Origin of the sequence: Arachidicoccus terrestris (genome assembly GCF_020042345.1) — a bacterium.
GTDB classification, from domain to species: Bacteria; Bacteroidota; Bacteroidia; order Chitinophagales; family Chitinophagaceae; genus Arachidicoccus; species Arachidicoccus terrestris.
The window spans coordinates 1,458,132-1,473,271 of record NZ_CP083387.1 but is presented as its reverse complement, the minus strand read 5'-3'; the positions used below and the strand labels follow the sequence as shown (position 1 = coordinate 1,473,271).

At 43.6% G+C, this 15,140-nt stretch carries 9 protein-coding genes; 6 read left to right on the top strand and 3 right to left on the bottom strand.

Annotation, left to right across the window (positions count from 1 at the left end):
• The first annotated feature begins 61 nt into the window (after positions 1 to 61).
• From rpsB to K9M52_RS05880, 3 genes are all read left to right on the top strand, one after another.
• Positions 62 to 946, top strand: coding sequence for a 30S ribosomal protein S2 (gene rpsB / locus K9M52_RS05890; protein WP_224071131.1), 885 nt, complete (start codon positions 62 to 64; stop codon positions 944 to 946).
• A gap of 121 nt (positions 947 to 1,067) precedes the next feature.
• Positions 1,068 to 1,907, top strand: a complete 840-nt coding sequence (gene tsf / locus K9M52_RS05885; protein WP_224071130.1) for a translation elongation factor Ts — start codon at positions 1,068 to 1,070, stop codon at positions 1,905 to 1,907.
• A gap of 199 nt (positions 1,908 to 2,106) precedes the next feature.
• Positions 2,107 to 3,963, top strand: a complete 1,857-nt coding sequence (locus K9M52_RS05880) for a serine hydrolase domain-containing protein (protein ID WP_224071129.1) — start codon at positions 2,107 to 2,109, stop codon at positions 3,961 to 3,963.
• A 40-nt stretch (positions 3,964 to 4,003) separates the two neighbouring features.
• Here the strand turns inward: K9M52_RS05880 and K9M52_RS05875 are convergent, their stop codons facing one another.
• The 3 genes from K9M52_RS05875 to K9M52_RS05865 all read right to left on the bottom strand — a co-directional run bounded on the left by K9M52_RS05875 (position 4,004) and on the right by K9M52_RS05865 (position 6,899).
• Positions 4,004 to 4,954, bottom strand: a complete 951-nt coding sequence (locus K9M52_RS05875) for an ion transporter (protein ID WP_224071128.1) — start codon at positions 4,952 to 4,954, stop codon at positions 4,004 to 4,006.
• A 107-nt stretch (positions 4,955 to 5,061) separates the two neighbouring features.
• Positions 5,062 to 5,616, bottom strand: a complete 555-nt coding sequence (locus tag K9M52_RS05870; protein WP_224071127.1) for a ferritin — start codon at positions 5,614 to 5,616, stop codon at positions 5,062 to 5,064.
• A gap of 242 nt (positions 5,617 to 5,858) precedes the next feature.
• Positions 5,859 to 6,899: a GntR family transcriptional regulator gene (locus tag K9M52_RS05865; RefSeq protein WP_224071126.1), complete on the bottom strand. Its 1,041-nt coding sequence runs from the start codon at positions 6,897 to 6,899 to the stop codon at positions 5,859 to 5,861.
• A 525-nt stretch (positions 6,900 to 7,424) separates the two neighbouring features.
• Here K9M52_RS05865 and K9M52_RS05860 point away from each other — a divergent pair.
• The 3 genes from K9M52_RS05860 (at position 7,425) to K9M52_RS05850 (ending at position 15,014) form a co-directional block, all read left to right on the top strand.
• Positions 7,425 to 10,562 (top strand): SusC/RagA family TonB-linked outer membrane protein, encoded by a 3,138-nt coding sequence (locus K9M52_RS05860; RefSeq protein WP_224071125.1) that lies wholly within the window; start codon positions 7,425 to 7,427, stop codon positions 10,560 to 10,562.
• 58 nt (positions 10,563 to 10,620) lie between these two features.
• The gene (locus K9M52_RS05855; RefSeq protein ID WP_224071124.1) at positions 10,621 to 12,117 is read left to right on the top strand and encodes a RagB/SusD family nutrient uptake outer membrane protein; all 1,497 of its coding nucleotides are present in this window, start codon (positions 10,621 to 10,623) and stop codon (positions 12,115 to 12,117) included.
• 107 nt (positions 12,118 to 12,224) lie between these two features.
• A complete protein-coding gene (locus K9M52_RS05850) occupies positions 12,225 to 15,014 on the top strand; it encodes an alpha-L-rhamnosidase (RefSeq protein WP_224071123.1) in 2,790 nt (929 codons plus the stop codon).
• The last annotated feature ends 126 nt before the right edge of the window (positions 15,015 to 15,140 follow it).

The window sequence follows — 15,140 nt, the reverse complement described above, 5'->3', positions numbered from 1 at the left end:
GCGGACAGTGGTATATTTCTTACCGAAAATATCATTTTAACCATACTATAATTTTTAATAAATGGAAACAAATACTTCTCTACAGCAACAACTGCTTGAGGCTGGTGTACACTTTGGCCATCTCAAGAAGAAGTGGAATCCAAAAATGTTACCTTACATTTTTGCAGAGAAAAAAGGCATTCACATCATTGACCTGAATAAAACTGTCGACCACCTGCAGGAGACTGCAGCCGCTATGAAACAGATCGCTAAAAGCGGTAAAAAGATCATGTTTGTGGCTACCAAAAAACAAGCTAAGGAAATCGTATCTGATTGCGCTAAGAGAGTTAATATGCCTTACGCAACAGAACGTTGGTTAGGCGGTATGCTGACTAATTTCAACACGGTCCGCAAAAGCGTTAAGAAAATGCAGAGCATTGAGAAATTGCTGAGCGATGCAAACGCTGATAGCCTGACTAAGAAAGAAAAGCTGACACTGGCACGCGATAAAGATAAAATGGAAAAGGTACTGGGCGGTATCGCTCAGATGAGCCGCCTTCCGGCTGCTTTGTTCCTGGTGGATATCGGACATGAGCATATTGCGCTGGCTGAAGCAAAGCGTCTGGGTATTACAACTTTCGGTATGGTTGATACGAACTGTGATCCCAATAAAGTAGACTTTTCAATTCCTTCTAATGATGATGCTACTAAATCTGTGGCTATTATCACAAACTACATCACTGCTGCTATTGCAGAAGGTCTGGCTGAACGTCAGGCTGCAAAGGATGAAGATGAAGAAGAAGTGGACAACGAAAATGAAGCAAAAGCTGCCAGACTGCAGGCTGAAGCCGAAGCAGAAGGCGGTAACACAGCTGGTGGTCGTGGCCGTCAGAGCGAAGGTGGCCCTAAACGCCGTGCACCTCAGGGTGGTGGCGCCCGCAAGCCTCAGGCTGGTGGAAAAAGATAATTGCTTCCTTGATAGAAGAGAGAATTATTTTCAATTAAGTCAATAGAGAAGCCTGTAAATATCTTTTGCAGGCTTCTTATTTAAGCCTGGAAGGCAGGTTTTTTTAATCATTAAAAAATATTTGGAGGAATTAACCATGGCAGCTATTACAGCGCAGGATATTAATAAATTACGCCAGGCCACCGGGGCTGGTATGATGGATTGTCGTAAGGCATTGACAGAAACCAACGGTGATTTTGAAGCCGCAATTGACTGGTTACGCAAACAAGGCCAGAAAGTTGCAGCAAAACGTAGTGACAGAGAAGCAAAAGAAGGTGTTGTTATTGCAAAGACAAATAGTGACAACTCTAAAGGGTATATCGTTAACATCTCTTGCGAAACTGATTTTGTTTCAAAAAATGCGGATTTCGTGGCTTTCGCGGAATCTATTGCTAATGCCGCAGTTGAAAATAATGTTGACTCGATTGATGCATTGAACAATGCAACTGTTGGAAGTGCAAAAGTGGCTGATCTGATCAATGATAAATTAGCGGCTATCGGTGAAAAAATCGGTATTGCCAGCTTTGAAGTTGTAGAAGCCCCTTATGTGGCTTCATATATTCATGGAGCCAACCGCATCGGTGTTTTGGTAGGTTTCAATAAAGAAGCAGGTGAAGCAGGTAAAGATATCGCTATGCAAATTGCAGCTTTGAACCCACTGGCCATCGATTCTGACAGCATTTCTCAGGAAACAATTGACCGGGAAAGAGCTGTGATCATTGATACCATGAAAGCTGATCCTAAAATGGAAGGCAAGCCCGACGAAATGATCGGCAAGATCGCTGAAGGTAAATTAAATGCATTCTTTAAAGAAAATACGTTACTGGCGCAACCATTTGTAAAGGATGGTAGCAAAACTGTTGCCGCATACTTAGGTAACGACCTGAAAGTTCAATCTTTCAAGCGTGTTGCTTTAGGGTAATATTTGCAAGACAGACAAGCGGTGTCTTTAAAAGACATAACAGAAAATATAGGGCGGCTTTCCTTCTTTAGGGAGAGCCGCCTTCTTTGTGAGTTTACCTCTGGAGTAACCTGAAACTAATATCTGTTTGTAAAATAAGCGATTTGCCTTGTAAGATGCTTCCTGAAAATTGTATATCTTTAAGCAAACATCTTTTTTTATGAAACAACGATTATGCGCAGCCGTCAGCCTGCTGATAGGTCTATTGTATATCCTGGATGTCCACGCACAAACGACTCGCCGTGCAAAGAGCGCCTATTCGGCTATGCGTTCTGTAGAAAATGCCGCCGTATTGTTAGGGCATTACCCAGACCTGTTTCCCGTAAAAGATTTATCACAGCGATCCATAGCAACCGTTCATCTGGCAGGTAATCAAAGTACACTTTTTGACAGTATTGCCCGTTTATATGCGCCTGTTGCCAGTTTAACGGCCCAGGTCTATGCGGATTCTTCTGACCTGTTTAATCTTGAAGATGATTTACAACCCTATAATACGATCATTATAACCACAACCTCAGCTGGGTTGAGTGACTACAGGAATCAGCGGTATATTCAGGATGTCGCTAAGCGCAAACAGACAATTTTGGTGATCATGGGGCAGATCCGTCATCCGTTAAAAATGCGCCTGAATCCTCTTAAATGCCCGGTGCTCTATATCCCTTCTAATGAATCCATATCAGCCGGCGTGGCTGCGCAAATGGTTTTTGGCGGTATTGGTGTGCATGGTAAGCTGAAAAAGACCTTAGGTCCAGATATGACGGCTGGTAAAGGCAGTCTCACCAGTGCCATTCGCTTAAAATACACATTCCCTGAAGAGCTGGGGATCTCCGGTACTGCTTTAAAAGAGATCGATAAAATAGCGGGGGAGGCTATTTCAAAAAGAGCTACTCCGGGAATGGTAGTGCTTGCTGCCAGAAATGGAAAAGTGTTTTTCCACAAGGCATATGGCTATCATACCTATAGTAAACAGGTGCCCGAACAGCTGAATGATATTTTTGATATGGCTTCAGTGACAAAGATAACTGCAACGACTCCTTCGGTAATGAAGCTGGTTGAAAAAGGAAAACTCAAGCTCGATTCTACCATTGGTCATTATATCGCCCGGGCCAGAAAGACGGGTATGAATAATATTCATCTCTGGGAAGTAATGTTGCATCAGGCCGGATTTGTGCCCTTTATTAATTTCCCCAAGATGATTACAGACCGGGATTATCGCCGTGATTCCAGCGGGGCGTTTCCTACTAAGGTGGCTGACCATTATTTTATCCGCAAAAACTTTTTTAAGGATTTGATGTGGCCTACTATGCTTTATTCGCCCATTGTTACCAGAGGAAAGTATGTATACAGTGATATCAGCATGTATGTGATGCAGGCCGTGGTAGAATCGATTACAGACACGACACTGGATGTATATGCAGATCGTAATTTTTACAAACCTCTGGGCATGCATAGTACCGGGTACTTGCCATATTATAAGTTTGATGACAGAAGAATCGTCCCTACAGAAGATGATAAGACCTTCCGTAAAACTTTACTGGTTGGATATGTACACGATGAAGGAGCGGCCCTTAAAGGAGGTGTTGCCGGTCACGCCGGATTGTTCTCGTGTGCTACTGACCTGGCAGCTTATTACCAGATGTTATTAAACAAGGGATATTATGGTGGGCAAAGATATTTTCAGCCACAGACGGTTACTACTTTTACGAAGAATGAATCCAAAGTAAGCAGAAGAGGATATGGTTTTGACAGGGCAGATCCGGACAGATCTAAAGAATACCCCTCCAGACTCGCGTCGCTCAATACATTTGGACATACCGGTTATACAGGTACCTGCATCTGGGTGGATGAAGACCGCGACTTAGTGTATATCTTTTTGTCCAATCGCGTAAATCCTGTACGCAGCACCGAAATCTATAGACTGAAAACCAGAAGCAGGATACAAGATGTGATCAATAAGGCGATCGATCAATCGATACAAGGAAGAAAGAGAGCAACCATACGTGATAACAGTAAATAAGCCGCGTCGGTCGTATCTGTATATCGCTCAAACGCTCTTGTTACAATGTTGAGGCATCGTTCACAGCCGTCCCCGTCTGATCGGAGCTATGGCCTTTATCCGTATCCGGGTATAATGCGGCACCACAGTTTTTACAGAAAGCAGCATCCGTTTCGTGGCCTTTTTCGCCGCATTTGGGGCAGGGAAGTAACGCGTACTGCGGTAAACGCTTCCATTGTTCCCGCATCATGGAGGTGGAAAGAATTCCTGTAGGTACGGCGATAATTGCATAGCCGAGGATCATAATAAGGGAAGATACAATTTTGCCCGCCGGTGTAATCGGGGCGACATCTCCATACCCTACCGTAGTAATTGTTACAATAGCCCAGTAAATACTTTGTGGAATGCTTGAAAACTGTGGGTTTTTGGCGGACTCCAGTACGTACATGATTGCACCTAAGAAGATGGTCAGCAGTAATACAAAAAACAGGAAGATGACTATCTTTCTCAAAGAGCGGATCATAGCAAAGAGTAAACGCTTACTCTCATTTAAAAACTTAACCAATTTAAAGATCCTGAATACCCTGAGTAGTCTAAAGGCACGGATCATCATCAGCACATGTGTCGAAGGGAAGAAATATTCGAGATAAGACGGGATGATCGAGAGTAAGTCTATTAAGCCATAAAAACTAAAAATATAGCGCCCGGGCCATTTAACGCAAATTATCCTGAGTAAGACTTCCAGGGTAAAAAATACCAGATATATTTTATCTAATATTTTAAATAAAGAGCCGTACCTGACACTGAAGGTTTCGATGGACTCCAGGAGCAACACGCCGATATTGGTAAGAATAAAAAGCACCAAAATGATGTCAAATACCTTGCCTTTCCGTGTATCGGATTTAAAGATGATATTATAGACACGCTGACGCCAACCCGGATGGTCAGGTTCGTTATCATATTCTGCATCCAGAGATTCCAGAAAGGTAAAGTCGTCATCCGGTTTAGCCATCTACACTTCAGTTATTAATAAGAAATAGTATATCCATTGGTAAGTATCAGGATATTTTAAACACTGAAACTGACCTTACACATGATCTAGCCGCAGTACGTCCGGGACTATGACGGATGTTGTTCCGTAGCACTGCTGGCATTATGCGCCTCATCCGGCATTTTGCCTAATTCGGCATTGAGTTCCAGTAGTGCTTCATCTGCGGCCCCTTCGCCACCGGCAATTTTTATCTTATCCAGCAGATTAAGTGCAAGGGTCTCTTCTTCTACCTGTTCTTTTACAAACCATTGTAAAAAGTTCCAGGTAGCCCAGTCCTGCTCTTCGAAGCTCTGCTTAACGATTCTATGGATCGATTCAGAATTGCTTACTTCCTGCTGAAAAACTTTATTAAAGCAATCTTGTATACTTGTGGGATCTGCCCCTGGGGCGGACACCGCCTGAATAGTTACTTTTGAACCTCTGTCCAAAATATAGCGAAGAAATTTCATCATATGATTTCTTTCCTCATGTGCATGCCTGAATAAGAAATTGCTGATACCGGCGTAACCCTGATCATCCGCCCAGGCGGCATAGGAAAGATAGGTCTGTGCCGCTTCTGCTTCAATGGTCAATTGTTGATTTAACGCCTGGTTCATTGCCGGAGAAAGTCTGTCCGTTTTCATCTGCAAATCATTTAAAGGTTAAAGTTGTGAACGACAGCCCCGGTCTGAAAACGAAATGATGACCATGCCGGGCAGATCGCTGTTTATGTCAAAACGGTTACTATCCTAAAGTTAAGTAATTTTTGATAAATTCCATCAACCAGGCGATTTAGCATACAGACCGTGCCTTTTTATAACCCCGACATCAAGGTCTATGCCCTTTTGGCGCCTTTTGATTTCCGGATTTTTTACCCAGGATCACGCTAAAGTGAGTTCCTTAAAGTCAGATAAAAAGGCACAGCAAGATGCTCCCTGATACCCTCTTTGACATATTTGGCCGCCGCCTCTCCCATAAATTTAAAGTCCGCGGAAATCGTGGTGATACCATTAAGAATAATTTGCTTGATAGGGGTTTCATTGTAAGATATGATGCCGATCTCAGCACCAACCGTATAGCCCGATTCAAGCACTTTTTTGACCAGCACCACCAAGTCATCTTCCATAAGGCTGATATAAACCGTGCTGCGCTGTATGGGGGCTATGTCGATATTTCTGATGATATGATGGTTAAAATGATTGTCCCGACAAAATCGGACGAAGCCATCTAATATTGCTTCAGGATGATATGTGTTTTCAGGAAAGATGATATGGATAGATTTGTATTTTTCAAGACGGGGCAATGCATCGGTGAGGGCATGATAGATTTCTTTTTCAAACTCTTCGATGACCGCGCCGTAACTACCGTCAACGCCCTCAACGAGGTGGCTCATTAAAATTAATTTCTCTTTAGGAATTGTATTGATGATCTCATTTGCGTGTTCGCCACCTTCCAGAAAATGCGGAATAATAACAAAGTGAGAGTAATTGTCTTTTCTGCGGGACAACAGACGTTTGAATAACGAGAAGTCGTTGTTGTATATATAGAAGTCGACCATGGCATTTACACCAAGTGCTTTGGTAAAGGCATCATAGATGATTTTTTTGTGGACACTTAGTTTATTGAAGATCAGACACACCCGGATGGACTTCTCCATTTGTAAGTCACTGATAAAATAACCTTTGCCTGGAACCGACTTTATGAATCCGCGTTTTTTAAGGTGTTTGTAGGCTTTTTCGACCGTATTGCGCCCTATCTCCAGCTCATAACTAAAATTATTAATTGAGGGCAATAGATATTCTTTGGTAATCTTACCGTCTTCAACCGCCTTTATGATGGAATTACATAATTGCAGATACTTAGGAGTTATTGCATAATCATCAAATTCAATGAACGAATAGATGTTCTCGGATAGCGTCATGTCCATATGTTTTCTATAATAGTTTAAAGATACGTAAACGCTATGAACAAAATGGGAGCCGCAATGGCCTGATCGGCTTATGCAGCCGACAATAGTTATATGTATTGAAAGATGGTCGCTGTGTTCGATGTCTGGTCGGGTAGTTTTTTATAGACGGATGAAGCCGGGCCGCAATTAAAATGAAGTGTTATGGAAATCCGGAGCCGGGTAGGTGTTTGAATACAGTAGGGGATAGTTAACTTATTGGAATGCGATAAATTGCATACAAATGTTATTTAGGTTGTGTGGAGCAGATTGTCAGGAAGCGCCTAAATAGCAGAATATTTTATTGATTAACCTAAATATAAAAAATGAATGATTAACAACTTGGATCATTTGTCATTTTATATTGACGACAAGCCCTAAGCGCAAATACATTCTGTAAAATGATTATTAGGAGGATGACATTTCATGCCTTCAGCTGGCTATTGCAACGGATAGACCTGGGGGAACCCTTATTTTTTAATATTTAACCTTCCAAAATAATATCTCATGATGAAAAGGCAAAAACGTTGGTTTCCACACCTACGCAACGGTATCGTCGCTGTAACGCTATTGCTTCCTGTATTACAGGGCTATTCACAGCAAGAAATTACCGCTCATGGAACGGTATTGTCCGCCATAGATAGCACCCCGCTGCCCGGCGCAACAATACGGATAAAAGGCTCTCCTCAAGGAACCGTTACAGCCAGCAATGGTCAGTTTTCCATTAAAGCGATGCCTGGTGCGCAATTACTGATTAGCAGTGTTGGCTATGATCAGGCGGCAGCAGAGGTTGTTGCATCGCCCATAAAGATTTTCTTGCAACCGGCTACTGGCAAAGGTGCATTGGATCAGGTAGTAGTTGTTGGGTACGGCTCACAGCGCAAGCAAGATGTTACCGGGTCGGTTGGGGTTGTTGATATGGAGACTGTGACCAAACAGCCCATTGTGGGGGCCAATGAGGCATTGGCCGGCCAGATTCCTGGGGTTCAGGTTAATTTTACAAATGGAATTCCTGGAGGAGGGCCAGAAGTACAAATCAGGGGTGTCGGTGCCATTGGAGCGGGCAGCACGCCTCTATATGTGGTCGACGGGTTTCCTCTGCCCTCCGGTAGCTCCGGCGGAGTACAGATTTCCAATCCACTTAACGATATCCCGCCCGGAGATATTGCTTCTATATCTGTCCTGAAGGATGCTTCCGGAACTGCTATCTATGGATCGAGGGGAGCGAATGGTGTCGTAATTATTACCACCAAACAAGGTGTTTCAGGTAAGCTCAGGTTTAATATGGATGCCTATACCGGATGGCAGAAAATACCGGGAAAAGAAGTGCCGAGTATGATGAATGCCTCCCAGTTCGCACTGTTTCAAAAGGAGATTATAGAAGATAATGATGTCCTGAATGGGACGAAAACGCCTATTCCCGAAATCTATCAGCATCCGGAAGCACTAGGCAAAGGAACTGATTGGTTTGACGCGATAACCAGGGTAGCGCCAATGACCAACATCAACTTTAGTCTGAGTGGAGGCTCGAAAAATTTCAAGATATATGCATCGGGCGGATATTTGAATCAGCAAGGCGTGGTGTTGGCTACCGATTACAGCAAGTTTTTTCTGCGTTTTAATATGACGGGCCTGATCGGTAAGAAAATCACTGTCGGATTAAACTTATCTCCGACTTATTCCTATGGGCATAATGGCGTTACAGGAGGGAATGAAAGAGGTGACGCTTTTGGTGCATGGGAAGTAGCGAATCCAATTCCTGCCATTTATAATGAAGACGGAACATATAATGCAATGATCGGGACTGCCGGGACCTGGAATCAACCTAATCCTGTTATGGTACTGAAAGAGTCTGTGCATCGACAAACGGAGACGCATCTCTTAACAAGTACCTATATTAATTACGAGATCCTGCCTGCACTGACCTTTAAGTCAACCTTTAATGTGGATCTTGACTATCAAAACCAGAAAAACTTTACCCCATCTATCCTGGGAAGCACAAATAACCCGCCTCCACATATACCATCAGGCTCTTATGGCGAACGCCATTATCTTAACTGGGCCAATGAAAATAGCCTCACGTTTAAGAAAACCTTCGAAGGCGGGCATGCGCTTACGGTTCTGGGGGTGTTCTCCGAACAGAAGCAAAGCGATAACTCGGCGGCATTTAATGGCTCTGAATACCCTGATGATGCGATTAAGACACTTAACGCTGCTGCTTTGATCACCGGAGGTACCTATGCCGGCAGTTGGGCACTTGCATCTTATCTTGGCAGGGTCAATTATGCTTATCAGGATAAATACCTGCTGACAGCCACCGTCAGAAGAGATGGTTCCTCAAGGTTTGGACAGAATAACAGATGGGGTACTTTTCCGTCCTTTGCGCTAGGCTGGGATATCGCCAGAGAGCCTTGGATGCGAAGCAGGAGCTCGGCATTAAACCAATTTAAAATACGTGCCTCATATGGGATTACAGGCAATGATCAGATTGGTAATTTTACTTATTTAAGTCAGCTTAATTCCAGCAATTATGTCTTTGGCGGCTCTCTGGCCAGTGGTCGCGTGATTAGTTCTATCAGCAATCAGGATCTGGCCTGGGAAAGGACCGCTGAGGTTAACCTGGGGTTGGACATTGGTCTACTGAACAATAAAATAACCTTTACTGCGGATTTTTACCAGTCCAGAACAAAAAGTCTGCTTTTAAATCTGAATATTCCGAACTCTTCCGGTTTTACGTCAACCATTGCAAATGTGGGAAAAGTGCAGAACAAAGGTTTTGAACTGTCTTTGAATACGGTGAATATGGCTACCAAGGATTTTAACTGGACTTCCAATTTTAATTTTACTTTAAACCGAAATAAAACACTTGAACTGGGACCGAATGAATCAGAGATACAAAGTGCCAGCAATATGGAAGGGCATCCGACCAATATTACCAGGATTGGCCTGCCGGTCGGAATGTTATTTGGTTATAAAGTGTTAGGCCTTTATCGAAATGCCGAAGACGTAGCAGGTAATCCTGCTTTTCCTGATGCGATTCCCGGAAATCTGAAGATGCTGGATGCGAATGGAGATGGTGAGATAACACCAGTTGCTGATTTTACGATCATTGGTAATCCTTATCCGAAATTTAATTATGGTTTCTCCAATAATATGACCTACAAAAGGCTCAGCCTGAACTTTGTATTCTCGGGATCCTATGGAGCGGACCGTTATAAGGGAAACTACGCCTCATTGCACAATATTGATGGTATTTTTAATGTTCCGACAGATGTGATTGATCGCTGGCGGTCAGAAGATAACCCCGGAAGCGGAAAAGTGCCCACCACTGCAGGTGCCAGCCTGGGAAGAGTAATGTTTAGGGATATTAACTCATGGGCCATTTATAAGGCTTCTTATCTCTGGTGCCGCAACATATCATTGTCCTATAACTTACCCGAAAGATTTGCCAAAGGGCTGTTCAATAGTGTACAGGTTTACGGCAGTATTCAAAATGCATTCATTATTACCAATTATCCCGGCAATCCAGCTGTTTCAAACTACACAGGTGCAAACGGCTATGGAACTGCCTTGACACCGGGAGTCGATTATACGAATTATCCTGTTCCCAGGACATTCGTATTGGGTGTTAAGCTCAGCTATTGATGCGGAAGGATGTAGACGGTATAGAATGACATAATTATCATTGATTAAAAGAAATACTATGAAATATAAATATCTGATCGGTTTATTTTATATAGCGATTACTGCCTGCGGATGCAATAAATTTTTGGATCAGCAACCACAGGACTTTGCTTCCTCTACAACTTTTTTTAAGAATGTAACACAGCTGAAAGAAGTTCTGAACGGTGGATACGCTGGCCTGCAGAACCTATATAATGCAGACGGGAATCTCTGGGCAATGACAGAGATGCGCTCCGATAACACCACCTTTGAATATAATAATGAAGATCGTGGCTCCCTGCAACTTGAAAATCTAGACTATTTTCAGGTAACAACAGACAATAATTATCTTGAAACTATCTGGACATCTATCTACAATTCAATCGCTCAGTGTAATGGTGTCATTGCACATATCGATGATGTGACCTATGCCAGTGATGACCAGAAGGCGGAAATTTATGGGCAGGCAGTTTTCTTAAGAAGTTTGTTCTACTTTCATTTGGTAAGACTTTGGGGAAGTGTTCCGCTGGTCCTCAGGCAGTTGGATGATCCCGCTAAGGCATACAATACCAAGGTCTCTGTGGATTCGGTCTATCGGCAGATCATAGCGGACGCTACTGAGGCCGCTAAAGATCTTCCGCAATCCTGGCCATCCTCAGATTTGGGAAGAGCCACCCGGGGGGCAGCCTATTCGTTACTTGGGGAGGTATATCTGACCAGAAAACAATATCAGCTATCGATTGACGCATTTGATAAGGTATCGGGTTATGCTCTGTTGCCCTCTTATGCAGGTTTGTATCAACCCAGCGGTAAGAATAATGTAGAATCCATTTTTGAGATCCAGTATAGCAATGCCATTGAGGGCGAAGCCAGCAACTATCTTTATACTTTTGCCCCTTTATATTCCGGGTTTAAGACAATCGGTTCTTTTGACCCCAACAGCGGTGCCGGCCGCAATATCCCGACCCGGAACATGATCAGCGCCTATGAGGCAGGTGACTTACGCAAGGCGGCCTCTATTGCCTGGTTCGTGGATAAGTTGAATATAGATAAAGGTTATGCAGAAGCACAGCATGATTCTGTTCCTTTTATTAATAAATATGCTTCTAAACCCATTGTTTCAGGTAAACAGGATAATGATTTTTATGTATATCGATATGCTCAGGTGTTACTTTGGAAGGCGGAAGCCATTAACGAGCAGTTGGGTCCGAATGGTCAAGCCTATGAGAATGTAAATCTGGTACGCAAAAGAGCAGGGCTACCGGCTTTGGAAAAAGGGTTAAGTCAGGCTGATTTCCGCAAAGCCGTTTATCATGAACAGCGTGTTGAGAATGCTTTTGAAAATCATCGATGGTATCAGCTGTTGAGAACAGGAGAAGCAAAAGCGGCGATGACGGCCAACGGTTCTGAGCAAAAATCTTATCAGAAATGGCTGCCTGCGTCTTCATATGATATCCAGGACTATAAAATGCTGTTTCCTATTCCGCTCAATGAAATTCAATTAAATAATATTGAACAAAATGAGGGCTGGCAATAGCATTTTTACCCGGTATGCCTGTCAGGCCGGAGTGGTGGCGCCCGTTTCTGATGCGTATAAAATATTTTACCTAACTTCAAATCAGCATAAATTAAACTGACATCATTATGAAACAAACAAAGTTTATCGATCGCTCAATTAGTGTTTTTACGCCTAAGGCACTCTGGTTTTGTGCCATATTCTTATTTTTTGGGTTACGTCTTGAGGCGCAGATCCAAATAAGTCAACTCTGGGTAGAAAATAAGACAAACCCGATGGGGATTGATGTGCCACAACCCAGATTTACATGGGCATCTGTTTCAGACGGCGGGAATGTAGAACAGACGGCTTACGAAATTCGGGTGGCTGGTACTTCACAAGATCTGCAAAAGGGGAAAAACCTTGTCTGGGGATCAGGTAAGATAAGTTCACCCAGTTCTTTACATGTACCATATGGAGGGGACAAATTGCAAGCCAGCCAGCAGTATTATTGGCAGGTCCGTGTCTGGGACAACCAGGGTCATAGCTCTAAGTGGAGTGCGCCCGCTTATTTTACCACCGGGCTGTTTTCAAGCAATGAATGGAAAGCCAAATGGATCGAACCGGGATACCAGGAGGACACGGTTTTAAGACCCAGCCCGTTGCTGCGAAAGGACTTTAGTCTGGATAAAAAGATTCTGCGGGCAACAGCTTTAATCACTGCACATGGACTGTATGAAGCATTTATCAATGGCAGGCGAGTGGGGAAGGGCTTTCTTACACCGGGTTGGACAAGCTACAATAAAAGGTTGCAGTATCAACAGTATGATGTGACGGATCTGGTCAAAAAGGGAAGTAATGCTATTGGAGTGATGCTGGGAAATGGCTGGTACAGGGGAACGATTGCCTGGGGAAATAATTATAATATTTATGGGAAAACCCTCGGCCTTTTATTTCAGCTGGAAATAACATACAGTGACGGCAGCAAAGCAACGGTTATCTCCGATGACTCCTGGACGTCAACAACAGGCAAAGTTCGCTATGCAGAAATTTATAACGGCGAGACCATTGATGCTAGACAGGCAAAGAAAGGCTGGACGGAGCCAGGGTATAATGATGCTGACTGGTCGCCGGTTAGGATAGGTCAGTATGGATATAAGAATCTTATAACAACGCAGAATGAGCTCGTTGAAAAGCATAAAACTTTTAAACCCATTAAAGTAATCACCACACCCAAGGGAGAAAAAGTACTGGACTTCGGGCAGAACCTGGTAGGTTGGGTCGTAGCCAGGTTACATGGCCAGGCGGGAGATACGGTGAAGGTTTTTCATGCGGAAGTGCTGGATAAAGACGGTAATTTTTACACGACCAATCTGCGCAAAGCAAAAGCCGAAGATCAGTATATTTTAAGCGGAACCGGTGCCGAGACATTTGAACCGCATTTTACCTGGCATGGGTTCCGCTATATCCGTGTGGAAGGAATAGATGGGCCATTGAATCCTGAGGACTTTACAGCGGTAACACTTTATTCAGCTATGCCTGTGACGGGCCATTTTAGTAGCTCTGACAGCCTGATCAATCAGCTGCAGCATAATATAGAATGGGGCCTGAGGGGAAACTTTCTGGATGTGCCTACTGATTGTCCGCAACGCGATGAAAGACTTGGCTGGACAGGTGATGCACAGGTCTTCTCCAGAACGGCGTCCTTTATCCGCAATGTCAACAGCTTTTTCGATAAGTGGATGAAAGACGTAGCTGCCGATCAGCAAAAAGACGGGCGGGTAGATCATGTCGTTCCTAACGTCTTAGGTGCTAATTCCAGTGGTTCGGCCGGCTGGGCAGATGTCGCTACCATTATACCCTGGAATATGTACCTGGCGTATGGGGATCGTCAAATATTGGAAACGCAATATCCGAGTATGAAAGCCTGGGTGGACTATATTAAAAGCGTCAGTAAAGAAAATCTGTGGAATACCGGTTTTCATTTTGGAGACTGGCTTTTCTATCACCCGGCAGATGATAATGATGGCCGCGCGGCGGTGACTGATAAGTATCTGATAGCTCAATGCTTCTATGCTCACTCCACCCAGTTACTGATCAATACGGCAAAACTTCTGGGGAAAGCGAATGATGTGGCGATGTATACTCACTTACTGGAAGATATTAAAAAAGCCTTTATGCGCGAGTATGTAACTCCTTCCGGCAGGCTTGTGTCCAGTACGCAAACGGCTTATGTGCTCGCACTTAATTTTGATATGTTACCGGAAGGCCTCCGAAGTCAGGCAGCGGAAAGACTGGTAGCAAACATCCGAAGTTATGACAATCATATTACTACCGGATTTTTAGGAACGCCTTACATCTGTTCGGTGCTGACCAGATTTGGCTATAGTAATGTTGCTTATCAGCTATTGCTCCAGAAGACCTATCCGTCTTGGTTATATCCTGTAAAGATGGGAGCGACCACTATTTGGGAAAGGTGGGATGGTATAAAGCCTGACAGTACCTTTGAAAATCCCGGAATGAACTCCTTTAATCATTATGCGTATGGTGCAATAGGAGATTGGATGTATCGAAAAATGGTTGGACTGGATACCTACGAGGATGGTGTCGCTTACAAGCATAGCAGAATTCAGCCACATATTGGCGGCGACTTTACCGATGCAAAGGCCAGCCTGAATACCTATTTTGGCATATTGAGTAATGAATGGAAGATGTCGGGCAATAGGCTGACTATGACTGTTCACATCCCGGTGAATACGCATTCGACTGTTTTCATTCCTACCAATGACCCTTCGTCCGTAAGGGTGAATGGCAAGCCGTTAAACGACATGGATAGCCTTTTAGTGGAAGGCAAAGATGGTGAATTTCTTAAGATACAATTAGGCTCAGGAAGTTATACATTTACAAGTCAGTATCAGGTACCCAAGAAGAAAATTTAGAAAAGTATATAGGACCGAGAATATTTTCCAAGATTGGATAACAGAACATCCGTCATGCTATACCTATTGGTTTACGCATGGCGGATGTTCTGTTACCCAATCAAATACGGTTGTTTCGGGTAGTTA